General features: G+C 64.1%; 21 protein-coding genes. 15 read left to right on the top strand and 6 right to left on the bottom strand.

The features are described from left to right. Window positions 1–134 precede the first annotated feature (134 nt). Entirely contained in the window at window positions 135–1760 is a 1626-nt protein-coding gene (locus tag NKI69_RS22560) for a phosphoenolpyruvate carboxykinase (RefSeq protein ID WP_352722549.1), read from the bottom strand. A gap of 343 nt (window positions 1761–2103) precedes the next feature. Between NKI69_RS22560 and NKI69_RS22555 the strand changes: the two genes are divergently transcribed. The 15 genes from NKI69_RS22555 to NKI69_RS22485 all read left to right on the top strand — a co-directional run bounded on the left by NKI69_RS22555 (window position 2104) and on the right by NKI69_RS22485 (window position 20710). Then, window positions 2104–2805, top strand: coding sequence for a response regulator transcription factor (locus NKI69_RS22555; protein WP_013528337.1), 702 nt, complete (start codon window positions 2104–2106; stop codon window positions 2803–2805). Between the two features lie 20 nt (window positions 2806–2825). Beyond that, a complete protein-coding gene (locus tag NKI69_RS22550; RefSeq protein WP_013528336.1) occupies window positions 2826–4610 on the top strand; it encodes a sensor histidine kinase in 1785 nt (594 codons plus the stop codon). A 4-nt stretch (window positions 4611–4614) separates the two neighbouring features. Beyond that, window positions 4615–5088: an HPr kinase/phosphorylase gene (locus tag NKI69_RS22545; RefSeq protein ID WP_352631998.1), complete on the top strand. Its 474-nt coding sequence runs from the start codon at window positions 4615–4617 to the stop codon at window positions 5086–5088. 164 nt (window positions 5089–5252) lie between these two features. Beyond that, window positions 5253–5654 (top strand): PTS sugar transporter subunit IIA, encoded by a 402-nt coding sequence (locus NKI69_RS22540; RefSeq protein WP_010912939.1) that lies wholly within the window; start codon window positions 5253–5255, stop codon window positions 5652–5654. Next, window positions 5651–5947 (top strand): HPr family phosphocarrier protein, encoded by a 297-nt coding sequence (locus NKI69_RS22535; protein ID WP_027039963.1) that lies wholly within the window; start codon window positions 5651–5653, stop codon window positions 5945–5947. Before NKI69_RS22540 ends, NKI69_RS22535 begins: the two co-directional genes overlap by 4 nt. Before the next feature lie 172 nt (window positions 5948–6119). Continuing rightward, window positions 6120–7520, top strand: coding sequence for an adenosylhomocysteinase (gene ahcY, locus NKI69_RS22530; protein WP_023810629.1), 1401 nt, complete (start codon window positions 6120–6122; stop codon window positions 7518–7520). Between the two features lie 199 nt (window positions 7521–7719). After that, window positions 7720–10275 carry a sensor histidine kinase gene (locus NKI69_RS22525; protein ID WP_352722548.1) on the top strand — a complete coding sequence of 852 codons (2556 nt, stop codon included), beginning with the start codon at window positions 7720–7722 and terminating at the stop codon, window positions 10273–10275. 8 nt (window positions 10276–10283) lie between these two features. Further along, on the top strand, window positions 10284–11795 hold the full coding sequence (tsaE, locus tag NKI69_RS22520; RefSeq protein WP_352722547.1) for a tRNA (adenosine(37)-N6)-threonylcarbamoyltransferase complex ATPase subunit type 1 TsaE: 1512 nt from the start codon (window positions 10284–10286) through the stop codon (window positions 11793–11795). Further along, window positions 11792–12520 (top strand): nucleotidyltransferase family protein, encoded by a 729-nt coding sequence (locus NKI69_RS22515; protein WP_352722546.1) that lies wholly within the window; start codon window positions 11792–11794, stop codon window positions 12518–12520. The genes tsaE and NKI69_RS22515 overlap by 4 nt, the downstream gene beginning before the upstream one ends. Continuing rightward, a complete protein-coding gene (addB, locus tag NKI69_RS22510; protein WP_352722545.1) occupies window positions 12517–15651 on the top strand; it encodes a double-strand break repair protein AddB in 3135 nt (1044 codons plus the stop codon). Before NKI69_RS22515 ends, addB begins: the two co-directional genes overlap by 4 nt. Further along, window positions 15648–19166 carry a double-strand break repair helicase AddA gene (addA, locus tag NKI69_RS22505; protein WP_352722544.1) on the top strand — a complete coding sequence of 1173 codons (3519 nt, stop codon included), beginning with the start codon at window positions 15648–15650 and terminating at the stop codon, window positions 19164–19166. Before addB ends, addA begins: the two co-directional genes overlap by 4 nt. 76 nt (window positions 19167–19242) lie before the next feature. Then, window positions 19243–19566: a thioredoxin gene (trxA, locus tag NKI69_RS22500; RefSeq protein WP_023810623.1), complete on the top strand. Its 324-nt coding sequence runs from the start codon at window positions 19243–19245 to the stop codon at window positions 19564–19566. Window positions 19567–19698: 132 nt separating this feature from the next. Further along, window positions 19699–19980, top strand: coding sequence for a cupin domain-containing protein (locus NKI69_RS22495; RefSeq protein ID WP_023810622.1), 282 nt, complete (start codon window positions 19699–19701; stop codon window positions 19978–19980). A gap of 71 nt (window positions 19981–20051) precedes the next feature. After that, window positions 20052–20300 carry a hypothetical protein gene (locus tag NKI69_RS22490; protein ID WP_023810621.1) on the top strand — a complete coding sequence of 83 codons (249 nt, stop codon included), beginning with the start codon at window positions 20052–20054 and terminating at the stop codon, window positions 20298–20300. Further along, window positions 20297–20710 (top strand): type II toxin-antitoxin system VapC family toxin, encoded by a 414-nt coding sequence (locus tag NKI69_RS22485; RefSeq protein WP_023810620.1) that lies wholly within the window; start codon window positions 20297–20299, stop codon window positions 20708–20710. Before NKI69_RS22490 ends, NKI69_RS22485 begins: the two co-directional genes overlap by 4 nt. Window positions 20711–20848: 138 nt before the next feature. Here the strand turns inward: NKI69_RS22485 and NKI69_RS22480 are convergent, their stop codons facing one another. From NKI69_RS22480 to trpB, 5 genes are all read right to left on the bottom strand, one after another. Continuing rightward, on the bottom strand, window positions 20849–21268 hold the full coding sequence (locus NKI69_RS22480) for a VOC family protein (RefSeq protein WP_023810619.1): 420 nt from the start codon (window positions 21266–21268) through the stop codon (window positions 20849–20851). 24 nt (window positions 21269–21292) lie between these two features. After that, the gene (locus tag NKI69_RS22475; RefSeq protein WP_023810618.1) at window positions 21293–22618 is read right to left on the bottom strand and encodes a bifunctional folylpolyglutamate synthase/dihydrofolate synthase; all 1326 of its coding nucleotides are present in this window, start codon (window positions 22616–22618) and stop codon (window positions 21293–21295) included. 118 nt (window positions 22619–22736) lie between these two features. Next, window positions 22737–23663, bottom strand: a complete 927-nt coding sequence (gene accD / locus NKI69_RS22470; protein ID WP_352722543.1) for an acetyl-CoA carboxylase, carboxyltransferase subunit beta — start codon at window positions 23661–23663, stop codon at window positions 22737–22739. 48 nt (window positions 23664–23711) lie between these two features. Beyond that, entirely contained in the window at window positions 23712–24551 is an 840-nt protein-coding gene (gene trpA / locus NKI69_RS22465) for a tryptophan synthase subunit alpha (RefSeq protein ID WP_023810616.1), read from the bottom strand. Window positions 24552–24553: 2 nt separating this feature from the next. Beyond that, window positions 24554–25774 carry a tryptophan synthase subunit beta gene (gene trpB, locus NKI69_RS22460; RefSeq protein WP_023810615.1) on the bottom strand — a complete coding sequence of 407 codons (1221 nt, stop codon included), beginning with the start codon at window positions 25772–25774 and terminating at the stop codon, window positions 24554–24556. Between the last annotated feature and the right edge of the window lie 31 nt (window positions 25775–25805).

Genomic DNA, 25805 nt, shown 5'->3' with positions numbered 1-25805 from the left:
AATAGCTATCGACAACCGAGCGCTTGAAACTCTCGCTGTATTTGGACATGCAAAACCCCCGAAGGTTGTGTCCAACTTTCGGGGGTCAGTTCAGAACCGGGCCTTTTCAACGAAAGCTGAACCCTGTGGCGCGATTACTCCGCCGCTTCCTGCATGCGCGGCGCGGCGCCCAGCACCACGGCGTCGACATGGCTTTCGAATTTCTCGAAATTGACGGCGAACATGCCGACCAGCCTTGCCGCCTGCCGGTCATAGCCGGACTTGTCGGCCCAGGTCGCCCGGGGGTCCAGAATCATCGGGTCGAGAATGCCGCTGTCGACGCCCGCGACAGCCACCGGCACCTCGAAACCGAAATGAGGGTCGGTGCGGAACTCGGCCGTCTTCAGCGAGCCGTCAAGTGCGGCGGCAAGCAAGGCGCGCGTCGCCTTGATCGGCATGCGCTTGCCGGTGCCGTAGGCGCCGCCGGTCCAGCCGGTATTGACCAGCCAGCAATCGGCGCCGTGGCCTGCAATCAGCTCGCGCAGCAGATTGCCGTATTCAGAGGGATGGCGCGGCATGAACGGCGCACCGAAACAGGTCGAAAACGTCGCTTCGGGCTCGGTTACCCCCTTTTCGGTTCCGGCCACCTTGGCGGTGTAGCCGGACAGGAAATGATACATCGCCTGCGCCGGGGTCAGCCGCGCGATCGGCGGCATCACGCCGAAGGCGTCGGCGGTCAGCATGATGATGTTGTTGGGATGGTTGGCGCGGCCGGTCTTGCTGGCATTGGGGATGAAGTCCAGCGGGTACGCGCAGCGTGTGTTTTCGGTCAGCCTTCCGTCGTTGAAATCCGGCACGCCATCGGCGTCGAGCACGACATTTTCCAGCACCGTGCCGAAGCGCTGCGTGGTGGCGAAGATTTCCGGCTCGGCTTCCGCCGACAGCTTGATCGTCTTGGCGTAGCAGCCGCCTTCGAAATTGAAGATGCCGTGCGGTCCCCAGCCATGCTCGTCGTCGCCGATCAACGTGCGCGAGGGATCGGCCGAGAGCGTCGTCTTGCCGGTGCCCGACAGGCCGAAGAAGATGGCGGCGTCGCCGGCCGCACCCTCATTGGCCGAGCAATGCATCGGCATCACGCCTTTCGCCGGCAGGAGATAGTTGAGCATGGTGAACACCGACTTCTTCATCTCGCCGGCATAGGAGGTGCCGCCGATCAGCACGATCTTGCGCGAAAGATCGACGGCGATCACCGTTTCGGTGCGGCTGCCGTGACGGAGGGGATCGGCGCGGAAGGACGGCAGGTCGATGATCGTCATCTCGGGCACGAACTGCTCGAGTTCGGTGGCACCGGGACGAATGAGCAGATTGCGGATGAACAGCGAGTGCCAGGCAAATTCGGTGATCACCCTGGTCGGCAGCCTCGACTCCGCATCGGCGCCGCCGACCAGATCCTGGACGTATAGATCCTTGTCCGCGGCGTGCGCCTGGAAATCGGCGAGCAGCGTGTCGAACTGGGCCGGCGAGATCGCCTTGTTGTTCTCCCACCAGACATGTGGTTCGGTGTCACCGTTGCGGACGACGAACTTGTCCTTGGGCGAGCGGCCGGTGTGCTGGCCGGTCTCGGCGACCAGCGCGCCATGGGCGGTCAAGCGGGCCTCGCCGCGCCGGATCGATTCCTCATAAAGGGTAGCCGCACCGAAATTATAGCGCACCACGCCGGTGGTTTTCAGGCCGATATGATCGATCGCGCAGGCGGAATTGCGTTTGCCGACTTCCGACATCGAGTGTCCCTCTTGGATTTGCCGCATCTTTGCCGGCACGTTTCCAGCACGCCCACTACGCGGGCTGAGATGGTCAGAACCAGAAAAGGCAAATGATATCAAATCATTAATCGATTTAAATATTTTGAAAGTTGTTTAAATCGTTTATATGTGCAAAAAGTTTCGCGGTTGCCCAAAGGATTGGCGATGTACGTTCGTCCAACCCATGTCGAGGTAGGATTGTGGCCGCCGGCATGCCGCGCGTGACAGCGGACAAGGCCTATGCCACATTTTGTACCTAATTTGTCCTGCAAAAGCCCCTTCTCTACGACAGAAGGGACAGCTCATGAGGGAGCCGCTTGAAATGGCAACAATCGCGCTTGTCGATGACGACCGCAACATTCTGACATCGGTGTCGATCGCCTTGGAATCCGAGGGGTATCGCGTCGAGACCTACACGGATGGTGCGTCGGCGCTGGAAGGCCTGGCGGCACGCCCGCCGAACCTTGCCATCCTCGACATCAAGATGCCGCGCATGGACGGCATGGAACTGCTGCGCCGGATGCGCCAGAAGTCCGACCTGCCGGTGATCTTCCTGACCTCCAAGGACGATGAGATCGACGAGTTGTTCGGTCTCAAGATGGGCGCCGACGACTTCATCCGCAAACCCTTCTCGCAGCGCCTGCTGGTCGAGCGCGTGCGCGCCGTGCTGCGCCGCGCCAGTGCCCGCGAGGCTGCCGCCAAGACGCCAAGCCAGCAGGCCCGCTCGCTCGAGCGCGGCCAGCTCGTCATGGACCAGGAGCGCCACACTTGCACCTGGAAAGGCGAGCCGGTGACGCTCACCGTCACCGAGTTCCTGATCCTGCATTCGCTGGCGCAGCGTCCAGGCGTCGTAAAAAGCCGTGATGCGCTGATGGATTCGGCCTATGATGAACAGGTCTATGTCGACGACCGCACCATCGACAGCCACATCAAGCGGCTGCGCAAGAAGTTCAAGGCCGTCGACGACGACTTCGAGATGATCGAAACCCTTTACGGAGTCGGATACCGGTTCCGCGAAGCGTAAGTAGCAGGGCCTGCTATTCGATGGCAGTGGAAGCACAGCGAACAAGACCGGCGGGCGCCTCCAGGCGGCCGTCGCGGATCATGCCGTCCTTCGTCTCGAAGATCACGGTGCCGATGCGCCGCTTCCTTGGCCATCACATCTTTTCCAGCCTGACGCGGCGTATCCTGTTCCTCAACCTTGCCGGCCTCGCCGTCCTGGTGACCGGCATCCTCTATCTCAACACCTTCCGCGACGGACTGATCGATGCCCGCGTCGAAAGCCTGATGACCCAGGGCGAGATTATCGCCGGTGCGATCGCCGCGTCGGCGACGGTCGAGACGGATTCGATCAGCATCGACCCGGAAAAGCTGCTTGAGCTGCAGGCCGGCGAAAGCCTGGGGCCGGGCTCCGACCAGCTCGATAATCTCGATTTCCCGATCAACCCGGAGCGGGTCGCCCCGGTGCTGCGAAGGCTGATCTCGCCGACCAGGACCCGCGCCCGCATCTATGACCGCGACGCCAATCTGCTGCTCGATTCGCGCCACCTCTATTCGCGCGGCCAGATCCTGCGCTACGATCTGCCGCCGGTTGAAGAGGAAGAGCCCGATCTTGTCGAGCGCATCCAGAAATTCGTCTTCGACTTCTTCCGCAACACCGAGCTGCCGGTCTATCACGAGCAGCCGGGCGGCAATGGCGCCGCTTTCCCGGAAGTGGTCAAGGCTCTCACCGGCAGCCCGTCGACCATCGTGCGCGTCAGCGAGCAGGGCGAGCAGATCGTTTCGGTGGCGGTGCCGATCCAGCGCTTTCGTGCCGTCCTGGGCGTGCTGATGCTGTCGACCGAAGGCGGCGACATCGACAAGATCGTCGCCGCCGAGCGCAAGGCGATCCTGCGCGTCTTCGGTATCGCGGCCCTTGTCACCGCCATCCTGTCGATGCTGCTTGCCTCCACCATCGCCAATCCGCTGCGCCGGCTGTCGGCGGCGGCGGTGCGGGTGCGGCGCGGCGTCAAGAGCCGTGAAGAGATCCCCGACTTTTCCGACCGTCAGGACGAGATCGGCAATCTGTCGATCGCCATACGCGACATGACCAACGCGCTCTACGCCCGTATCGAGGCGATCGAAAGCTTTGCGGCCGACGTGTCGCATGAATTGAAGAACCCGCTGACGTCGCTGCGCAGCGCGGTGGAAACCTTGCCGCTGGCCAAGAACGACGATTCGCGCGGCCGGCTGATGGATATCATCCAGCACGATGTCAGGCGGCTGGACCGGCTCATCACCGATATTTCCGACGCATCGCGCCTGGACGCGGAGCTCGCGCGTGAAGATGCCGGGACGGTCGACCTGAAGAAATTCATCACCGATCTCGTCGCCGTTTCGCGCGAAGCGACGCGTAACAAGAAGGCGGTCGAGATCGAGTTCAAGGCCGCCAAACTGCCGCAAGGCGTCAAAGGCTACGTCGTCGTCGGGCATGATCTGCGCATCGGCCAGGTCATCACCAATTTGATCGAGAACGCCCGTTCCTTCGTTCCCGAGGACCATGGCCACATCAGCCTCTCGCTGGCGCGTGCCGGCAAGTTCAACATCGTCACCGTCGACGACAATGGCCCCGGCATCCGCGCCGACAACATCGACCGCATCTTCGAGCGCTTCTACACGGATCGGCCGGCCGGCGAGGCATTCGGCCAGAATTCGGGCCTTGGCCTGTCGATATCCAGGCAAATCGTCGAGGCCCATGGCGGCACGCTGACCGCCGAGAACATCCCCGGCACCAAACCCGGCGAGATCAAGGGCGCACGCTTTGTGGTGACATTGCCGGCCGAAGGCTGAGAGCATGAATTCCACCACGCCTGGTCCAGCCGTGCAGCCTGAAAACATTCACGCGACAATGGTTTTGATCGGCGAGCGCGGCATTCTCGTCACCGGAGCATCCGGCTCGGGCAAGACGACGCTGGCACTGGCGCTCATCGACCATTGTCGCCATCGCGGCCTGTTCTCGCGGCTCGTCGGCGACGATCAGCTCTTCGTCGAGGCGCATGCCGGGCGGCTGCTGTGCCGCGCTCCCGCCGCCATAGAAGGCCTCGCCGAGGTGCCGGGGCTCGGCCCCCGACCTCTGCCATTCGAGCCGGCAGGCCTCGTCGACCTCCATGTCCGCCTGGTGCCGGCCGGTGAAGCGGTGCGCTTCCAGGAGGATACCGCAAGCAGCATTGCGGGCTGTCTGGTGCCGCGGGTCGACGTGGTCGAACGCAATGTCCCAGCGGTCTTGCCGGTCGTGATGGCGCGGCTGTCGATCGCGCCTTTTCTATGATCCGTTCCGGGTTTTTTGCTGCAATGCGTCAAAATGGCATGTGCCTGCGCAATTTTGGGCTTGTCAACGGGCCGTGCGTCGACAAGATAGCGCTCCCGCCGCCTGGATTGGCTGGCGAGCATAAAATGCGCCTGTGAAGCGGCGATGACGGGAGCCACCAAAGAATGATCGGACTCGTGCTTGTAACGCACGGTCAACTGGCCACCGAGTTCCGACATGCCGTCGAACATGTCGTCGGGCCACAAGACAATTTCGAAACCGTGGCGATCGGTGCCGACGACGATATGGAGCAGCGTCGCCGCGACATCGTCGACGCTGTTGCCCGTGTCGATACCGGGGCGGGCGTCATCGTGCTGACCGACATGTTCGGCGGCACGCCCTCCAACCTTGCCATCTCGGTGATGGAATCCGGCCGCACCGAGGTGATCGCCGGCATGAACCTGCCGATGCTGATCAAGCTCTCCTCGATCCGCAAGGGCGACAATATGGCCGCCGCGCTCGATGAGGCTCAGGCCGCCGGCCGCAAATACATCAACGTCGCCAGCCAGCTCCTGAGCAGCAAATGACCGCGCTGTCCCCGGAAAAAGACCAAATTGTCCGGGATTTTCCCATCATCAACCAACGTGGCCTTCATGCGCGCGCTTCGGCGAAGTTCGTCCAGCTGGCCAGCGGCTTCGATGCCTCGGTGCATGTCGAGAAGGATGGCGTCAAGGTCGGCGGCACCTCGATCATGGGCCTGATGATGCTGGCGGCAAGCCCCGGCTATTCGATCCGCGTCACCGCCAGCGGGCCGGAGGCCCGGCAGGTCATCGACGCCCTGGAGCAGCTGGTGGCGTCCCGCTTTGGCGAGGAATGCTGAGTGCAGATGCGCGTCTGAGAGACATGCAGGGATAAAGATTTCTTTATATCCCATTGTCGACCCTGCTCCGATCTGCTAGTCAGGCCGGCAATTCGCGCCCTTCGACGCGCCGACCGGCGCGGGCGTGTCCGCAACAAATTCGCAAGCACAACATTCGCATCGGAGTACTGCCATGACGGGTAGCAAGGACTATGTGGTCGCCGACATCTCGCTTGCCGGCTGGGGCCGCAAGGAACTCGAGATCGCCGAAACCGAAATGCCGGGCCTGATGGCCTGCCGTGAGGAATTCGGTCCCAAGCAGCCGCTCAAGGGCGCGCGCATCACCGGTTCGCTGCACATGACGATCCAGACGGCGGTGCTGATCGAGACGCTGAAGGAATTGGGCGCCGATATCCGCTGGGCCTCCTGCAACATCTTCTCGACCCAGGACCATGCGGCCGCGGCCATCGCCGAAGCCGGCATCCCGGTGTTCGCCGTCAAGGGCGAGTCGCTCGAGGAGTATTGGGACTACACCGACAAGATCTTCCAGTGGGCCGATGGCGGCCTCTCCAACATGATCCTCGATGATGGCGGCGATGCCACCATGTACATCCTGATCGGCGCCCGCGCCGAGGCAGGCGAGGATGTGCTGTCCAACCCGCAGAGCGAGGAAGAGGAATACTTCTACGCCCAGGTCAAGAAGCGCCTGAAGGCTTCGCCCGGCTTCTTCACCAAGCAGAAGGCGGCGATCCGCGGCGTCACCGAAGAGACGACCACCGGCGTCAACCGCCTATACCAGCTGCAGAAGAAGGGCCTGCTGCCCTTCCCCGCCATCAACGTCAACGACTCGGTCACCAAGTCGAAGTTCGACAACAAATATGGCTGCAAGGAATCGCTGGTCGACGGCATCCGCCGCGGCACCGACACGATGATGGCCGGCAAGGTCGCTGTCGTGTGCGGCTATGGCGACGTCGGCAAGGGCTCGTCGGCCTCGCTCAAGGGCGCCGGCGCCCGCGTCAAGGTCACCGAGGTCGATCCGATTTGCGCCCTGCAGGCGGCGATGGACGGTTTTGAAGTCGTCACGCTGGAAGATGCGGCCCCCACCGCCGACATCGTCATCACCACCACCGGCAACAAGGATGTCGTCACCCTCGACCATATGCGCTCGATGAAGGACATGGTCATCGTCGGCAACATCGGCCACTTCGACAATGAGATCCAGGTCGCCGCGCTGCGCAATTTGAAATGGACAAACGTCAAGCCGCAGGTCGACATGATCACCTTCGCGGACGGCAAGCGGATGATCCTTTTGTCGGAAGGGCGGCTGCTCAATCTCGGCAACGCCACCGGCCACCCGAGCTTCGTCATGTCGGCATCCTTCACCAACCAGGTGCTGGCCCAGATCGAGCTCTACACCAAGCCCGGCCAGTACGAGAACCAGGTCTATGTCCTGCCCAAGCATCTCGACGAAAAGGTCGCGCGCCTGCATCTCGACAAGCTCGGCGCCCGCTTGACCGAACTGTCCGGTGAACAAGCCGCCTATATCGGCGTCACGCCGCAGGGTCCGTTCAAGCCGGAACACTACCGCTATTAACCAAAGCTAAAATTACTACCAGATATTGAGGCCGGGCGATTGACTTTTCGCCCGGCCATATTTTTGCGCGCCATCAGCCTTCACGGCGATTCGGCGAGGGGTTATTGTCAGGTGATTCGGCGATGCTTCCAGCCCGAGAGGGTCAAGAGAGGCACGCATCAGGGCGGTCTTGCATTCAGGCGGCGGAGAGGACCAAGACATGCCGGGGCAACACCCGCACAGAGCGGGACGGGCCGTTTCCGGCGGCCATGACGATTCGGGGATTGCTGGCTCCGCCCTGGAAGGCGGGAGCCTGTCCTGGCGCGCCCGCGCGTCGACATTTCTTGCCACCTCCGCGCTCACGGTCCCCTTGGCTGGCGCCGTCGCGCATGCCGAAACCGCTGCTGCCAGCGTCGCCGGACTGTCGCTGAGCGCCATCGAGGTCATGCAGCTTGCCGTGTTCGTCGGCGTGACTGGTGCCGCACTGATATCGGCCATCGTTCTCATCCGCGAAAGAGCCCGCACCTCGGCGGAGAATGTCGAACTCAGGAGCCGCTTGGCCGACATCAACGCGGCGCTCCGCCGTTCGGAGGCGCTGCTCAATCTGCGCGACCAGCGCGTCGTCGTCTGGGCCGCGGAAAACAAGAAGCCCGAGCTCATCGGCACATTGCCCGTCGAAAGCGGCGCTCCCGAGGATAGGGCCGCTTTTCTTGCTTTCGGCCGCTGGCTGATGCCGCGTTCGGCGGCGGCACTCGAACATGCCGTCGCGGGATTGCGCGAAAGGGCCAAACCCTTCGACCTCGTCATCGAATCGCAGGCCGGCGCGCCGCTCGAAGTGCATGGCCGCAAGAGTGCCGCGCATGTGCTCGTGCGTTTCGTCTCGCTCTCGGAGACGCAGCGCAGCCAGGCCAGGCTGAAGATCGAGAACCAGCGGCTGGCCGCCGACCACGACACGATGATCGGCCTGCTCGACGCGATGAACATGCCGGCATGGCTCCGCGGCGAGGATGGCGGGCTGAAGTGGGTCAACCGCGCCTATGCCGATGCCGTCGAAGCCGAAAATGCCGAAGCCGCGGTTCGGGAGAAAAAGGAGTTCCTCGGCGGTCAGGCGCGCGATGCTATTGCCGCCCAGCACAAGACGCATCCGGTTTTCGAGCAGTCGCTGTCCACCGTGATCGAAGGTGACCGCCGTGTGTTCGCGGTCACCGATTTCGCCGGCAGCGATGGCTCGGCCGGCCTTGCCTGCGACACCAGTGCCATTGAGGCCGTTCGCGGCGAATACGAACGGACGGTGCGAAGCCACGCCGACACGCTCGACCAGCTCAACACGGCGGTCGCCATTTTCGACATCGACGAGAAGCTGCGGTTCTTCAATCAGGCCTTCCAGAAGCTTTGGGGGCTGGACGCCGGCTTCCTGCACAGCGCACCCGACAATGCCTTGCTGCTCGACCGGCTGCGCAGCGAAGGCAAGATCGCCGAACAGCCTGAATGGCGCCGCTGGAAGGAAGGCCTGCTCGGCGCCTATCGCGCCGTCGAATCCCAGGAACATTGGTGGCATCTGCCGGATGGCAAGACCATTCGCGTCGTCGCCAATCCGCAGCCCAAGGGCGGCGTGACCTGGGTGTTCGAGAACCTGACCGAGAAGATGGACCTCGAAAGCCGCTACCAGACAGCGGTGCGGGTTCAGGGCGAGACGCTCGACAATCTTGCCGAAGGCGTGGCGGTGTTCGGACCCGACGGCAGGCTCCGGCTGTCGAATCCTGCCTTTGCCACTCTCTGGGGATTGAGCGGTGAAGCGGCCAAGCCCAGAGTCCATGTGTCGGCGATACGTGACCTCTGCGACCGGCAGGCCGCGGACAGCCCCTGGCCCAGCTTCGTTGCCGCCATCACCGGCTTTGACGACGAGCGCCGCGACCGCCACGGACAGACCGAGCTCAACAACGGCAATGTGCTGAGTTACGCCATGATCCCGCTGCCCAACGGGCAGGTGATGATGACCTTCGTCGACGTTACCGACAGCGTCCATGTCGAGCGGGCGCTGAAGGACAAGAACGAGGCGCTGCAAAAGTCCGACCAGCTCAAGAACGAATTCGTCCAGCACGTCTCCTATGAACTGCGCTCGCCGCTGACCAACATCATCGGCTTCACCGAACTCCTGTCGCAGCCCACGACCGGTCCGCTGACGCAGAAGCAGCGCGAATATGTCGAGCATGTCAGCTCGTCCTCCTCGGTCCTGCTCACCATCGTCAACGACATCCTCGACCTGGCGACGGTGGACGCCGGCATCATGCAGCTCGACATCTCCGAAGTGCAGGTCGATCGCACCATCGCCGCTGCGGCCGAGCTGGTGGCCGACCGGCTGGAAGAGCATTCGATCAGTCTCCAGGTCGACGCCGTCGCGGCGCCGAAGACATTTCACGGCGATGAGGTCCGCGTCCGCCAGATCCTCTACAATCTGCTCAGCAACGCAGCCAATTACGCCCCGGAAGCCAGCATCATCCGGCTCACTTGCCGCCATCTGGCGGACGGGGTGGAATTCTCGGTTCATGACGACGGCCCCGGCATGCCGCCGGATGTGCTTGATTCGGTGTTCCGCCGTTTCGAGCCGCGCGCCAATGGCGGCCGCCGGCGCGGCGCCGGCCTCGGCTTGTCGATCGTCAAGAGCTTCGTCGAGCTGCATGGCGGCAGCGTTCGCATCGAAACCGGCAAGGACAAGGGCACGACCGTCATCTGCACCTTTCCAGACATGCCGGGCATCCGCGCCGCGGCCGAGTAGCGCGTTCGATGACCGGACTGGTGCTGGAGCGATTACTCGCCGACGAGACCCACACAGCGCGGCTGGGCGAAGATCTGGCGCTGTCGCTGCGCCCGGGCGACGTGCTCGCCCTCAAGGGCGATCTGGGCGCCGGCAAGTCGACGCTGGCGCGGGCCTTGATCAGGACCCTGGCCGACGATGCCGGCCTCGACGTTCCGAGTCCGACCTTCACATTGGTGCAGAGCTACGACACCCGCATTCCGGTCCATCATTTCGATCTCTACCGCCTGTCCTCGGCGGACGAGCTCGATGAGCTTGGGTTCGACGAAGCCCTGGCGCAAGGTGCTGCTTTGGTCGAATGGCCGGAACGGGCGGAAGCCCATCTGCCGAAAACCACGATCCTGATCGAGCTCGTCCAGCATGGCGACGGCCGGCTGGCGCGATTGTCGGGGCAGGGAACTGCCTTCGATCGGGCGGCACGGTCGCTGGCCATGCGCGACTTTCTCGTGAACGCCGGCTGGGGGGAAGCGCAGCGCCGCCATTTCATCGGCGATGCCTCCGCCCGCTCCTACGAGATCGTTTCGCTGCCGGGTCGAAAGCCGCAAGTCCTGATGAACTCGCCACGGCTGGTTCTCGGCCCCCCTGTGCGCGACGGCAAGCCCTATGCCGAGATCGCGCATACCGCTCAGTCGGTAGCCGCTTTCGTCGCCATCGACCGCGCCTTGAAGGCAGGCGGCGTCAGCGTTCCGGAAATCCATGCCGAGGACCAGGAGCAAGGTTTCCTGCTTCTCGAACATCTTGGTTCCGAAGGTTTCCTCGGCGACGATGGCCAGCCGCTGGCCGAGCGTTACGCAGCGGCGGCTGAGCTGCTGGCCATGATGCATGGCAGGGCCTGGCCGCAGCGCCTGGAAACAGGGCAAGGCGGCTTCCACGATGTGCCGCCTTTCGACCGCGACGCCATGATGATCGAAGCCGATTTGCTGGTCGACTGGTACGTGCCGGCGATATCGGGCGGCCCGCCAAGTGACAGCTTGCGCGCCGGTTACCACAAGCAATGGAACATGCTGCTCGACCGGCTGCATGGCCGCGAAGTCGCGCTGATGCTGCGTGACTTCCATTCGCCAAACATCGTCTGGCGCGGCGACCGTTCAGGGCATGATCGATTGGGCATCGTCGATTTCCAGGACGCGCTGATCGGCCCGTCCGCCTATGACGTCGCTTCGCTTGCCATGGACGCTCGTGTTACGATGTCGCCCGAGCTCGAGAGAGCGGCGCTCGACGCCTATATCGCCGCGCGCCACGCAGCCGGTGCTTTCGACGAAGCAAGCTTCCTGGAATCCTACGCCATCATGGCGGCGCAGCGAAATTCCAAGATCCTCGGCATCTTCGTCCGTCTCGAAAAACGCGACGGCAAGCCGTATTATCTGAAGCACCTGCCGCGCATCCGCGATTATCTGCGCCGGGCCTTGTCTCATCCGGCGCTGGCAAGCCTGCGCGAGTTCTACGACGCCCACGGTTTGCTGGAGGAGCGAGCGCTGTGACAGCAGGACCCGACACCGCCATCGTACTCGCAGCCGGGCTTGGCAAACGCATGCGGCCGATCACCGACACCATCCCCAAGCCGCTGGTCAGGATAGCCGGCAAGACGTTGCTCGATTGGAGCCTGGACAGCCTGGCCGCTGCCGGCGTCGGCAAGGCGGTCGTCAACGTCCACTACTTTCCCGAACAGATCGTCGCCCATGTCACTGCCCGCCGCGCGCCAAACATCGTCATTTCCGACGAGAGCGAACAACTGCTCGATTCCGCCGGCGGCATCGTCAAGGCGTTGCGGGAACTGGGCGATCAGCCCTTCTACATCCTCAACGCCGACACCTTCTGGATCGATGACGGTCCTCTCAATCTCCAGCGCCTCGCCCTTGCATGGGACGCGGCAAAAATGGATATTCTGCTGATGCTGGCGGATCTCCAACAGGCGACCGGACACTGCGGCAGCACCGATTTCCTGGTGGCGCCGGATGGCGGCTTGCGGCGTTCGAAAGGCGACCCGGCGGGGCTGATCTATGCCGGGGCGGCGATCGTCCATCCGCGCCTGTTCGAGGGTGCACCGGCCGGGCCGCACTCGCTCAACGCCTATTTCGATTCCGCCATCGCGGCCGGCCGCCTGTTCGGCATGCCCATGGATGGCCATTGGATCACCGTCGGTACGCCCGATGCCATTGCGCTCGCGGAAGCGGCGGTCGCCGGCGCGCTAATCGAGTCGCAATGAGCGGCTCTAGCCGCGTTTTCTCGATCCCGCCCGGAGCGCCGTTTCTGCCGACGCTTGCCGAGGCGCTGCTTGCCGGCCGTCTTGTCCCGGGGTTTCGATTTGACGGCGACCCGCTCGCTTTGGCCGATGTCACCATCTATGTGCCGACACGCCGTGCTGCGCGCGCTCTGCGGGGTGTCTTCGTCGACAGCCTGGCGGCACGCGGCGGCGGCGGCTCGGCGATCCTGCCGGTCATCCGGCCACTGGGCGAGTTCGACGAGGATGAGGCCGCATTCGAGACGGAGGCATCGGCGGCCATCGATCTCGCGCCGCCGATTTCGGCAACCGAACGCCTGTTGCTGCTGACGCCGCTGGTTCGGGCCTGGAAACGCCGGCTGCCGGCGCATGTCGCCGCCCTTTTCGCCGAGGAGATCGTCATCCCGGCTTCCACCGCCGACGCAATCTGGCTGGCGCGCGATCTCGCCCGGCTGATGGACGAGATCGAGACGGAAGGCACCGACTGGGCCAAGCTCACAGATCTGGTGACCGGCAATCTTGCCGGATGGTGGCAGGTGACGCTCGAATTCCTCGGCATCGTCACCGAAGCCTGGCCGAAATTCCTCGCGGAAAGCGACCGCTCCAATCCGGCCGCGCATCGCAGTGCGCTGATCCGCGCCGAGGCGGCGCGGCTGCTGCGCAATCCGCCCGCCGGCCCCGTTATCGCCGCGGGCTCGACCGGCTCGATACCCGCCACGGCCGAACTGCTTGCCGCCATCGCCGGCCTGCCCGGCGGCGCCATCGTGCTGCCCGGCCTCGACCGTACGCTGGACGAAGCGTCGTTCCAGGCAATCGCCGCGCCAGGCGCGCGTCCAGCCGTGCTCGGCCACCCGCAATATGGCCTGGCCAGATTGATCGCCAAGGTCGGCGGGCTGCGCGGTGACGTCGACGAGCTCGGCGTGGCCGAGCCGCGTCTGGCGCTCCGCGCCGCTCTTGTCGGCGAAGCGCTGCGGCCGGCCGAGACCACCGAACTCTGGGCCGAGACACGTGCGGGCTTCCCGGCCTCCGATATGGCCGGCGCCTTCGCCGGGGTGACCTTGCTCGAAGCTGCAAGCGAACGTGATGAAGCCGTCGCCATCGCCGTCGCGCTCAAGCGCGCGGTTGAACAGCCCGGCCAAAGGGCGGCTCTCGTCACCGGCGACCGCGCGCTGGCGCGGCGCGTCTCGATCGAGCTCCAGCGCTTCGGCGTCGCGGCCGACGATTCCGGTGGCACGCCGCTCGCCAACACCCCCGCGGCCAGCCTGCTCAGGCTGGCGCTCGAGGCATTATTCAGGCCAGGCGATCCGGTCGGCCTGCTGTCGCTGCTCAAGCATCCGCTGCTTGGCCTTGGCCTCGAACGGGCCGATGTGCGCCACGCGGCGGAACTGGTCGAGCTGGTGGCGCTGCGCGGCGGCACCGGCCGCCCCGACATCGTTTCGCTGCCGGAACTGTTTGAGGCCCGCCTCACCGGCCTGGGCGGCGGCAGCCGGCAGCCCTTCTGGTTTTCCCGGCTGACCGTGCGCTCCATCGAAACCGCCCGGAATTTGCTTGAACGTCTCAAGCAGGCGCTGGCGCCGCTCGCAGCCTTCCGCGGCCGGGACGATGCCGACCTTGCCGCGCTTGTCAGGGCCAGTGTCGCCATCCTCGAAAATCTCGGCCGCACCGTCGATGGCGGCCTTGCCGAACTCTATGCCGGTGACGCCGGCGAGAAGCTTGCCGAACTGCTGCGCGGGCTGGTCGCGGCTTCGGCTTCGCTATCCTTCGCGGCGACCGAGTGGCCCGATATCATGGCGGCGCTGATCGCGCCTGAAACGGTCAAGCCGGCACACGGCACCGACCGGAACATCGCCATCTGGGGCGCGCTGGAAGCGCGCTTGCAGACTGTCGATACGCTGGTCATCGGCGGGCTCAACGAGGGCGTGTGGCCGCGCAAGCCAGAGAGCGACCGCTTCATGTCGCGGCTGATGAAGACCGGCATCGACCTCGAACCGCCGGAACGGCGCATCGGCCTTGCCGCGCATGATTTCCAGATGGCCATGGGGGCTGGGAAGGTCGTGCTGTCCCGCTCGGCGCGTGCCGGCGACGCACCCGCCGTGCCATCACGCTGGCTGCAGCGGCTGTTGACCTTCATCGGCAACGATCAGGCAGCAGAGTTGCGCCGGCGTGGCGACGAACTGCTCGCCTGGGCGCGCGCGCTGGATACAGGCCCAAGGCAGGATTTCGCGCCACGGCCGCAGCCGAAGCCGCCCTTGTCGGTGCGCCCGACGCATTTCTCGGTCACCGAGATCGAGACCCTGCGCCGTGACCCCTACGCCGTCTATGCAAGACGCATCCTCGGCCTGATGCCGCTCGATCCGGTCATTCGCGATCCTGGTGCGGCCGAGCGCGGCACGCTGTTTCACGCCATCCTGCACCTGTTCTCAGGCAGCGTCGCCGATCCGCGCGCCCCCGATGCGCTTGCCGGCCTTATCGCCGCCGGCCGCGTCTGTTTCGTCGAAGCCGACCTTCCGGCGGATGTCGAGGCCGTGTGGTGGCCACGTTTCGAGAAACTCGCCGCAAACATCATCGAGTGGGAGCGCACGCGCGCCGATGCAGTGACAAGGCGCCATGCCGAGGAGCGCGCCGGAAAGACCGTCGTCGGCCAATCCGGCGTGACTCTGTCCGGCTACGCCGACCGCGTTGACCTTTTGGCCGGCGGCATGGCCGACATACTGGATTACAAGACGGGGTCCTCGCCGTCCAAGGCGCAGGCGCACACACTGCTTGCGCCGCAACTGGCGTTGGAGGGCGCGCTGCTCAGGCGCGGCGCCTTCAAGGATTTGGGCGCGCGCGAGCCCTCTCAACTGGCCTTCATCAGGCTGAAGCCGAATGGCGAGGTGTTCGAGGAATCCATCCTCGAACACAATCGCCAGCCGCGGACCGCGACCGACCTTGCCGAAGAGGCCTGGGCGCGGCTGGAAAAGCTGTTGATCCACTATGCCGATCCTGCGACGGGTTATCTGTCGCGCGCGCTGCCGTTCCGCGAAGGCGAGACCGATGGCGACTACGACCATCTTGCCCGCGTGCTCGAATGGTCGGCAGGCGGCGATGCCGGTGACGAGGGAGGGGAGGCATGAAAAAGGCCTATCCGATCCCCAGCGACACCGCGACCAGCCAGGCCCGCGCCGCCGATCCCGGCAATTCCGCCTGGGTGTCGGCGAATGCCGGATCCGGCAAGACCCATGTGCTGGCCCAGCGCGTCATCCGGCTGCTGCTGCGCGGCACCGATCCGTCGAAGATCCTGTGCCTGACCTATACGCGTGCCGCCGCCGCCAACATGTCGAACCGGGTGTTCTCGACGCTGTCGGAGTGGACGACGCTTGGTGACGCGGACCTTGCGGCAAAGGTCGAGGCGCTGGAGGGCCGCCGGCCCGATCTCGAGACCATGCGCCGGGCGCGGCGCCTGTTCGCCGAGGCGCTGGAAACACCCGGTGGGCTGAAGATCCAGACCATCCATGCCTTCTGCGAATCGGTGCTGCACCAGTTCCCGCTGGAAGCCAATATCCCGGCCCATTTCGAGATGCTCGACGGCCAGATGGAGGCCTCGCTGTTTGCCGCGGCTCGCCGCGAGATGATTTCGGGCACATCCGCCGGTGACAAGAATCTGGCTGAGGCTTTTGCCGCCATTCTCGATCGGGGCGGCGAAGCCGGGCTAGACGCCTTGCTGGGTGAGATCGTGCGCAAGCGCGACGGCTTGCGCAATTTCATCGACGCCGTCGGGCGTGACGGCACGCGCTTCCAGGCCCTGTTCGACGAATTCCATTTCCATCCAGGCCAGACGGCCGAGGGCATAGCCGCTTCGGTATGGCCGTTGCCGGGTTTCCTGCCCGACTATTTTGCCGGCTTCGCCCACGCAGCCGAGGCCACCGACGCCAGATCGGTGCTGAACAACATCCTGCCCTATGCGCGGCAGGCTTTCGCCGAGGGCGATCCCATTCGGCGCCTGCAACTGCTCGCGCGAGCCTTCCTCAAGACCGATGGCGACGCCTACGACCCGGCAAAGGCCTTCAAGAGGGCCCTGGTCGACCGGCTGCCGGATCTGGCGGAGCGCTATCTCTCGGCCGCCAACGCCATCGTCGAAACCACCGACCGGCTGGCCCTGTTCCGGATGCTGGAGGGTACAAGAGCGGCGCTGACCATCGCCGACTGGCTGATCGCCCGCTACGAAATGCTGAAGCGCAGCCGCGGCTTTCTCGATTTCAACGACCTGATCACCCGCACCGTCAACCTGCTGGCGCGACCAGACGCCGGCCCCTGGGTGCAGTACAAGCTCGACCAGGGCATCGACCATATCCTGCTCGATGAAGCGCAGGACACCAGTCCGGACCAATGGGAAGTGGTGAAACGGCTGGCGGAAGAATTCTTTGCCGGCTTGGGCGCGCGCGACAGGGTCCATCGCACGGTCTTCGCCGTCGGCGACGAGAAGCAGTCGATCTATTCGTTCCAGGGGGCTGCCCCGGACTCCTTCGCCGACAGCCGGCTGTTGTTCGCCGGACGAGTGCGTGACGCCGAGGCGTCCTTTGCCGACCTCAAGCTGACCTGGTCGTTCCGCTCGACCGACGATGTTCTGACCGCGGTCGACCGCGTCTTTGCCGACGCGAGCGTGCGGCGCGGCATCAGCCATGATCCCGATCCGCTGCGCCACCAGGCGATCCGCACCGACGCACCGGGCTATGTCGAGGTGTGGCCGTCAGTCGGCGCCGATGTCGTCGATGAGCCCGACGACTGGACGCAAGCCATCGACCATGCGCACGCGCCGGCGGTGCGCGTGGCCGAGAACGTCGCCGCCACCATAGCCGGCTGGATCGGCACCGGTGAGATCATCGAGGGTCGCGGCAAGCGGCTGCGGCCGGGCGATGTGCTTGTGCTGGTGCGCAAACGCGATCGCTTCGTCCATGCGCTGACCCGCGCACTCAAACGCCGCGACATTCCGGTCGCCGGCGCCGACCGGCTGAGCCTGCCCGGGCACATCGCGGTCAAGGACCTGATTGCGCTCGGTCACCTCCTCATCCAGCCGCAGGACGACCTGTCGCTCGCCGCGGTGCTGCGCAGCCCGATCTTCGATCTGCCGGAAGAGACGCTTTTCACGCTCGCCGCGCAGAGGCCGGCTGGCCTGTCGTTGATCGCATCGCTGCGCCAGCACGCCGGCGAAAGCGAGAGAATGGCGAAGATCGTCGCTCAGGTCGACATCTGGACGAACGAGGCCGCCTTCAAACCGGTGTTCGAGTTTTACGCTTGCCTGCTGGCGCGCGATGGCGTGCGCCGCAAGATGATCGCGCGGCTTGGGCCCGAAGCCGGCGACATTCTCGACGAGTTCCTGAGCTTCTGCCTTGCCGAGGAGCGGACCGGCCTGCCGGGGCTGGAAGCCTTCCTGTCGACGCTGGAAAACGCCGGTCCCGAGATCAAGCGGGAGATGGACCAGACCCGCGACGAGGTCCGAGTCATGACCGTGCACGCTGCCAAGGGGCTGGAAGCGCCGGTCGTGTTCCTGGTCGATGGCGGTTCCGCCCCGTTCAGCGACCAGCATTTGCCGCGCCTGATGCCCTTCGACGGCTCCGGCGCGAACTGGGACGGCAAGGGCTATCTCTGGCGCTCGGCCAGCGACGTCGCCAACGGCTTTTCCAAAGCAGCGGCAGCGCGGGCACGGGAACTCGCCGACGACGAATACCGCCGGCTGCTCTATGTCGGCATGACCCGTGCCGAGGACCGGCTGATCGTCTGCGGCTATCACGGCAAGCGGGCGCCGAACGCCGGCACCTGGCACTCGATCGTCAGCCGCGCGCTGATCGGCGCGCCGGAAAGCGAACAGCGTGCGCATCCCGCCGGCGGCGAGCCGGTGCATCGTTTCCATGTCACCAAGCTGCCGCCGGTCGCACAGGCTTCCAGCGAGCAGGCGCGGCGGACGGATGCTTTCGGACCTTTGCCGGCGACTTTGTTCCGGCCCTTGCCGCCCTTCGAGGATCTGCCGCGTCCGCTGTCGCCATCCGGTGCCTCGGCGCTGATAGACGAAGGCAAGGAAGCTGTGGTCGACAAGACGTCTCCGGTGCTGGACGCCGATGCCGAGCCGGGCTTTGCCGTGCTGCGGGGGCTTGCCCTGCACAAACTGCTGCAGATGTTGCCCGGCATTGCGGAGCCTGACCGCTCGGACGCCGCCGAGCGCTATCTCGCACGAACGGGTGCTGATTGGCCTCCGTCAGAGCGTAAAAAGGCCCTGGCGTCGGTCACGTCAATCCTTGCCGATCCCGGCTTCGGTCAGCTGTTTGCACCGTCGTCGCGCGCCGAGGTCGCGATCATGGGCAGCCTGGAGGTCAAGGGCAAGAAGCGCTCGATTTCCGGCAAGATCGACCGGCTGGCGGTGACATCGGACAGTGTGTCGATCGTCGACTACAAGACCAATCGGCCGGCGCCCGGCTCTCTGGCCGAGGTTACGCCGGCCTATGTCCTGCAGCTCGCGCTCTATCGCGCCTTGCTGCAACCGCTCTATCCCGGCCGCATGGTCAAGGCGGCCTTGCTGTTCACCGAGGCGCCACGGCTGATCGAACTGCCGGCCAGCGCCATGGACGACGCTCTTGCTCGACTCACGCGAGCGTGACACAACACCTGCTTGAAGAAGGGCGCGATCGCCACCACATTTGGTGGTACAAAAACTTTCAAAAGGATTTTTCCATATGGCAACCGTGAAGGTCGACAAGAGCAACTTCCAGGCTGACGTGCTTGACGCCAACGTACCGGTCGTCGTCGATTTCTGGGCGGAATGGTGCGGCCCCTGCAAGCAGATCGCTCCGGCGCTCGAAGACATCGCCACCGAACTCGGCGCCAAGGTCAAGATCGCCAAGCTGAACATCGACGAGAATCCCGAGCTTGCCGCCCAGTTCGGCGTGCGCTCGATCCCGACGCTGATGATCTTCAAGGGCGGCGAAATGGCCGACATGAAGGTCGGTGCGGCGCCGAAGACCGCGCTGTCGCACTGGATCAATGGCAACCTCGCCTGACCTATCTGAAATTCCTGATATCAAGCCCGGCCTCGCGCCGGGCTTTTTGTTGGCGTCATTGGTAACAGGCTCTGGCCCTCACATCCGGGCAATCCATGTCTTCTGTTGGCAGCGCAAGCAGGGAGAAATGATATGACCGGATCCGCCAAGGCCACCGTCTTCATCGACAATGAGCGCGTCATCGTCACCGAATACCGCTTCCAGCCCGGCGACAATACTGGCTGGCATCGCCATGGCCATGACTATGTCGTGGTGCCGCTGATGGACGGCAAGGTGAAGCTGGTGACCAAGGATGGCGAGAACTTCGCCGAGATGAAGAAGGGCGCACCCTATTTCCGCAAGGAAGGCGTCGAGCACGACGTGATCAGCGCCAATGAGGGTGAATACGCCTTCATCGAGATCGAGCTGAAGTGATGGCGTGCCATCATCTGCCATCTTGATGGCAGGGGCAGGAAAGGCTATATCTTTTCAAAAGGGAGTTTGAAATGGCCGAACCCCAGCTTTCCGTCCGCAGCGCAAAAGCACGTGATCTTGCGCATCGACTCGCTCGTCGCGAAAACCGCTCAATAGCTGATATCGTCGAACGCGCGCTTGAATCCTATGAGATTCGCGAGGCCGGGCGAGAACCGGCATCCGCCTTCTACTCCCGCCTGACGGCAAGCGTTGGCGTCGACATCGATCTGGAAGAAATCATACGGGAAAACCGCAAGGTCCATACAGGGCCGGAGCTTTGATTTTCGTCGACACCAATGTGATTTCTGAGAGCCTTAGAAAGGCGCCTGACGCGGCTGTCATGGCTTGGCTGGTTCGCAACGATACCGAACTGGCGCTTCCCACGGTGGCGATTGCCGAAATCGCTTTCGGTATCCAAAAGATACGACCTGACGAGCGTGCCGATCGCCTGGAGCAAGGTCTCTCCCAATGGCGCCATCGCTTTGCCGGTCGCATTTTTGGGCTGACGGAGGAGGCGGCTCTGGCTTATGGCGAGATTATGGGAACGGCGACGCGCAAGGGCCGGGGCATGTCGGCACCCGATGGCATGATTGCAGCGATAGCGCGCGTGAATGGCGGTCGGCTGGCAACGCGTAACCTGAACGACTTCGGCCCGGCCAACCTCGAGCTGATCTCACCTTGGGATTTCTAATGCATGTCGCCCAAAAGTGATCTCGGTTTTGGGAAGACGACATGCATAAAAACAATGGCCTAAAGCGGGTCACCTGAATTCGTTCAGACGCGACACGCGTTAGGGCGTTTCACCGTTTCACGGAAAAGGAGGAATGCTCTACCAATCGGCGATGCGGTCGCCGCCGGCGAACTGTGCGCTTTTGCCGGTGTATTCGAACAGCTCGATCTTCACGCCGTTGGGATCGCGGATCCAGGCCTGGAAAGTGTCGTCGCAGGCGTGCTTCTTGGCCGTGACGTCGATGCCCTTCGATTTGATGTGATCGATCGCAGCATCGATGTTTTCCACCTCAAGGCAGAAATGGTTGATCTGGTTCTGCTCGGTGTAGGCCGTGCCGTCCTTCTGGAACACCTCGATGTGGCTGCGCCCGCCGCAATTGAGGTAGAACCCGAAAATCTTGCCGTCGCGCAGGAAATTGAACTGCGTATCCAGGCCCAGCACGTCGCGATAGAAGCTTCGCGTTGCCTCCAGGTCATGCGCGAAGATGCAGACGTGAGCGAGCTGCTTAACCTTGATCATGACGGGTTCCTCGCAACTCCGACCTCAGGTCGGCGGAGTGCCGTTCTCGGCCAGCACCGCGCCGGTCAGATACAACGAACCGCTGATCAGGATGCGTGGCGCCGGGCCGTCCCAGGTGTCGCGCAGCAGCATCAGCGCGCTGGCGACGGAACTCACCGGCTCGGCGGTCAGCCCGGCTTCCGTCGCGCGGATCGCCAGTTCGTCATTAGGCACGCCGGCCTCGCTGAGGCTCACCGGCACCGTGTAGACATGCCGGGCGAGGCCCTTGAAGGCACGGAAATAGCCGCTCTGGTCCTTGGTGTTGATCATGCCCGAGATGAGGAACAGCGGACGCGGGTTCTTCTCTTCCTGCTCGGCCAACGCTTCGGCAACCACCACGCCGGCTCCCGGATTGTGGCCACCGTCGAGCCAGATATCGGCGCCCTTGGGTGCCAGTTCGGCCAGCCGGCCCTGCATCAGCTTCTGCATGCGGCCGGGCCAGGCGACATTGATCATCGCCTTTTCGGCGGCGCGATGGCTGATCTCGAAACCGGCCGCCTTGACCGCGGCAATCGCCGCCGCCGCATTGGCGAACTGGTGGCGGCCGGGCAGCCTGGGCGGCGGCAGGTCCATCAACCCGTCTTCGTCCTGGTAGACCATGCGGCCGTTTTCCTCGAAGGCAAGGAAATCCTGGCCGTAGACGAAGGTGGGGCATTCAAGCCGCTCGGCGGTTTCGATCAGCACCTGCAGCGCCGTTTCGCTCTCCTGCGCGCCGATGACCACCGGACAGCCGGGCTTGACGATGCCGGCCTTTTCGGCCGCGATCAGTTCGACCCGGTCGCCGAGATAGGCCTCGTGGTCGAGCGACACCGGCATGATCACCGACACGGCGGGCTCCTTGACGACATTGGTCGCGTCGAAGCGGCCGCCGAGCCCGACCTCGATGATGGCGGCGTCGGCCTGGTGTTCGGAAAACAAGAGGAAGGTGACTGCGGTGAGAATCTCGAAGACGGTGATCTTCTCGCCCTCATTGGCCCTGGCGGCACGGGCAATAGCATCGGCGAAAACCCTGTCTTCGACCAGCCTGCCGCCGCCATCGGCAGCCAGCCGGTAACGCTCATGCCAGTTGACCAGATGCGGCGAGGTATGGACATGGACGCGGTAGTCCGCGGCCTCGAGCAGGGCGCGCGAAAAGGCGGCGCACGAGCCTTTGCCGTTGGTGCCGGCGATGTGGATGACCGGGGGCAGCCGATCCTGCGGATTGTCAAGCCGCTCCAGCAGCCGCGAAATGCGGTCGAGCGAAAGGTCGAAGCCTTTCGGATGAAGTGCCATCAGGGCTTCGATTTCGCGGTCGGCGGCAAGCGTCGTCATGGGTAGAATCCTAGCGCATGAGCCTGAAAACCAGAATCGTTTCGGATGGCCATGGCAATCAAAAGCTACAGCGCGCCGAAGCCGTCGTGCAATCGCGGTCGCGGCGCTTCGTGTCGCTTCAGGCTTGCGGCCGAGCTTCCGCGGCGACCGCTGCCGGCGGCAGGATTTCCGGCTCCAGCTGCTTTTGCTCCTCCGGCAGCTTGAGCAGCATCTTGAGCAGCCGCGATATGGTTTCGCGCAGCTCCAGCCGCGACACCACCATGTCGACCATGCCGTGCTCCATCAGATATTCGGAGCGCTGGAAGCCGTCGGGCAATTTCTCGCGGATCGTCTGTTCGATGACGCGCGGTCCGGCAAAGCCGATCAGCGCGCCGGGCTCGGCGATGTGCACGTCGCCCAGCATGGCGTAGGAGGCGGTCACGCCGCCCGTGGTCGGGTTGGTCAAAACGACGATATAGGGCAGGCCGGCTTCCTTCAGCCGGTCGACACCGATCGTTGTCCGCGGCAATTGCATCAGGGACAAAATACCTTCCTGCATGCGCGCGCCGCCGGAAGCGGCGAACAGGATCAGCGGCCGCTTGCGCTGCAGGGCCACTTCGAAGCCATGCACGATGGCGTCGCCGGCAGCCATGCCGAGCGAGCCGCCCATGAAGGCGAAGTCCTGCACCGTGACCACCACCGGCAGACCCTCGACGGTGCCCAGCGCATTGATGATCGCGTCCTCAAGGCCGGTCTTGGCCTTGGCGTCCTTCAACCGGTCGACATAGCGCTTCTCGTCGCGGAATTTCAGCGGATCCTGCATCACCTTGGGGTTGTCCAGGGTCTCGTATTTGCCGCCATCGAAGAAGAATCTCAGCCGCTCCTTGGCCGAGATCTTCATGTGATGGCCGGACGAAGGAATGACGAACTGGTTGGATTCCAGGTCCTTGTGGAACACCATCTCGCCGGTCTCCGGATCCTTGATCCAGAGATTCTCGGGCATGTCGGTGCGCCGGCCGAGCATCGAATTGATCTTCGGGCGAACGTAATTGGTGATCCAGTTCATCGCTTCGGCTCCTGTCCTGACGAAGATTTGGCTAAAGACGTAGGGAAACTATTCGGCAGCAGCAAGGCGGGCCGAGCGCACACCTTGCGCAAGGCCGCTGACCAGCGTGGCGACGGCTTCGGCCGGATCGGCGGTCTTTTCGCCCTTCGGTCCCAGCACATTGGCCACCGCATTGACGATCGCGGTGCCGACGACGACGCCGTCGGCATTGGCGCCGATCACCCGGGCCTGCTCGGCGGTCTTGACGCCGAAGCCGACGCAGACCGGCAGGTCGGTGTGGCCCTTGATGCGCTTGACCGCCGCCGCCACCTTGCCGGTGTCAGCCAGCGCCGAGCCGGTGATGCCGGTCATCGAGACGTAATAGACGAAGCCCGACGTGTTCTGCAGCACTTTCGGCAGGCGCTTGTCGTCGGTGGTCGGCGTCGCCAGCCGGATGAAGTTGATGCCGGCCTTGAGCGCCGGAATGCACAGTTCCTCGTCCATCTCGGGCGGCAGGTCAACGACGATCAGCCCGTCGATGCCGCTGGCGATCGCGTCCTTGAGGAAGCGGTCGACGCCATAGATGTAGATCGGATTGTAATAGCCCATCAGCACGATGGGCGTCTCATTGTCGCCAGCACGGAAGTCGGACGCCATCTTCAGCGTCTTGACCAGCGTCTGGCCGCCCTTCAGCGCCCGCAGGCCCGCTGCCTGGATCGCCGGGCCGTCGGCCATCGGATCGGAGAACGGCATGCCGAGCTCGATGATGTCGGCGCCAGCCTTGGGCAGTGCCTTCATGATCGACAAAGAGGTGTCGTAGTCGGGGTCGCCGCCCATGAAATAGGTGACGAGCGCCGGGCGGCCCTCGGTCTTCAGCTTCGCCATGCGGCGGTCGATGCGGGTCACCATGATCAGATCTCCATGCCCAGCATCGAAGCCACCGTGTGCACGTCCTTGTCGCCACGGCCGGACAGGTTGACGATGACGATCTGGTCCTTGTCCATGGCGGGCACGATCTTCACCGCATGCGCAATGGCATGCGCGGATTCCAGCGCCGGGATGATGCCTTCGACGCGCGTCGTCAGCTTGAAGGCCTCCAGCGCTTCGTCGTCGAGGATCGGCACATATTCGACGCGGCCTGAATCACGCAGCCACGAGTGCTCCGGGCCGACACCAGGGTAATCGAGGCCGGCCGAGATCGAATGGCCATCCATGATCTGGCCGTCAGAGTTCTGCAGGAGATAGGTACGGTTGCCGTGCAGCACGCCGGGCGCGCCGGCATTCATCGACGCGCAATGCTCGATGCCGTCGAGACCGCGCCCGCCGGCTTCGATGCCGATGATGCGGACATCCTTGTCGTCGAGGAACGGATGGAACAGGCCGATGGCGTTGGAGCCGCCGCCGACAGCGGCGATGATCGTGTCCGGCAGCCGGCCCTCCTGTTCGAGGATCTGCGCCCGCGCCTCGATGCCGATCACCGACTGGAAATCGCGCACCAGCTCCGGATAGGGATGCGGGCCCGCAGCGGTGCCGATCAAGTAATAGGTGTCCTCGACATTGGTCACCCAGTCGCGCAACGCCTCGTTCATGGCGTCCTTCAGCGTGCCGTGACCGGCGGTCACCGGCCGCACTTCGGCGCCGAGCAGCTTCATGCGGAAGACATTGGGGCTTTGCCGGGCGACGTCGGTGGCGCCCATATAGACGACGCAGGGAAAGCCGAAGCGGGCCGCGACCGTGGCCGACGCCACGCCGTGCTGGCCGGCGCCGGTCTCGGCGATGATGCGCTTCTTGCCCATGCGCTTGGCCAGCAGGATCTGGCCGAGGCAATTGTTGATCTTGTGCGAACCGGTATGGTTCAGATCCTCGCGCTTGAAATAGACCTTTGCGCCGCCGAGATGCTTCGTGAGGCCTTCGGCGAAATAAAGCTTCGACGGCCGTCCGGCATAGTGGGTCGACAGGTCAGTCAGCTCGGCCCTGAAATCCGCATCGTTCTTGACCTCGTTCCAGTGCCGCTCCAGATCGAGGATCAGCGGCATCAACGTTTCGGCAACGAAACGACCGCCGAAAATGCCGAACATGCCCTGTTCGTCGGGTCCGGTGCGGAAGGAATTGGGTGTCGCCGGCTTGTTCATCGCCGATCTCCTGGCTTGTCGTTTACAGCAC

Origin of the sequence: Mesorhizobium sp. M0491 (genome assembly GCF_040321265.1) — a bacterium.
Lineage (GTDB): Bacteria > Pseudomonadota > Alphaproteobacteria > Rhizobiales > Rhizobiaceae > Mesorhizobium.
Note: the sequence above shows the minus strand (reverse complement) of the source record. Positions and strands in the feature narration are given on the sequence as shown.

Bases quoted from the DNA above. Each gene is read 5' to 3' on its own strand.
- NKI69_RS22560 (WP_352722549.1), bottom strand. From the start codon at position 1,760: ATGTCGGAAGTCGGCAAACGCAATTCCGCCTGCGCGATCGATCATATC.
- NKI69_RS22555 (WP_013528337.1), top strand. From the start codon at position 2,104: ATGGCAACAATCGCGCTTGTCGATGACGACCGCAACATTCTGACATCG.
- NKI69_RS22550 (WP_013528336.1), top strand. From the start codon at position 2,826: ATGGCAGTGGAAGCACAGCGAACAAGACCGGCGGGCGCCTCCAGGCGG.
- NKI69_RS22545 (WP_352631998.1), top strand. From the start codon at position 4,615: ATGAATTCCACCACGCCTGGTCCAGCCGTGCAGCCTGAAAACATTCAC.
- NKI69_RS22540 (WP_010912939.1), top strand. From the start codon at position 5,253: ATGATCGGACTCGTGCTTGTAACGCACGGTCAACTGGCCACCGAGTTC.
- NKI69_RS22535 (WP_027039963.1), top strand. From the start codon at position 5,651: ATGACCGCGCTGTCCCCGGAAAAAGACCAAATTGTCCGGGATTTTCCC.
- ahcY (WP_023810629.1), top strand. From the start codon at position 6,120: ATGACGGGTAGCAAGGACTATGTGGTCGCCGACATCTCGCTTGCCGGC.
- NKI69_RS22525 (WP_352722548.1), top strand. From the start codon at position 7,720: ATGCCGGGGCAACACCCGCACAGAGCGGGACGGGCCGTTTCCGGCGGC.
- tsaE (WP_352722547.1), top strand. From the start codon at position 10,284: ATGACCGGACTGGTGCTGGAGCGATTACTCGCCGACGAGACCCACACA.
- addB (WP_352722545.1), top strand. From the start codon at position 12,517: ATGAGCGGCTCTAGCCGCGTTTTCTCGATCCCGCCCGGAGCGCCGTTT.
- addA (WP_352722544.1), top strand. From the start codon at position 15,648: ATGAAAAAGGCCTATCCGATCCCCAGCGACACCGCGACCAGCCAGGCC.
- trxA (WP_023810623.1), top strand. From the start codon at position 19,243: ATGGCAACCGTGAAGGTCGACAAGAGCAACTTCCAGGCTGACGTGCTT.
- NKI69_RS22495 (WP_023810622.1), top strand. From the start codon at position 19,699: ATGACCGGATCCGCCAAGGCCACCGTCTTCATCGACAATGAGCGCGTC.
- NKI69_RS22490 (WP_023810621.1), top strand. From the start codon at position 20,052: ATGGCCGAACCCCAGCTTTCCGTCCGCAGCGCAAAAGCACGTGATCTT.
- NKI69_RS22480 (WP_023810619.1), bottom strand. From the start codon at position 21,268: ATGATCAAGGTTAAGCAGCTCGCTCACGTCTGCATCTTCGCGCATGAC.
- NKI69_RS22475 (WP_023810618.1), bottom strand. From the start codon at position 22,618: ATGACGACGCTTGCCGCCGACCGCGAAATCGAAGCCCTGATGGCACTT.
- accD (WP_352722543.1), bottom strand. From the start codon at position 23,663: ATGAACTGGATCACCAATTACGTTCGCCCGAAGATCAATTCGATGCTC.
- trpA (WP_023810616.1), bottom strand. From the start codon at position 24,551: ATGGTGACCCGCATCGACCGCCGCATGGCGAAGCTGAAGACCGAGGGC.
- trpB (WP_023810615.1), bottom strand. From the start codon at position 25,774: ATGAACAAGCCGGCGACACCCAATTCCTTCCGCACCGGACCCGACGAA.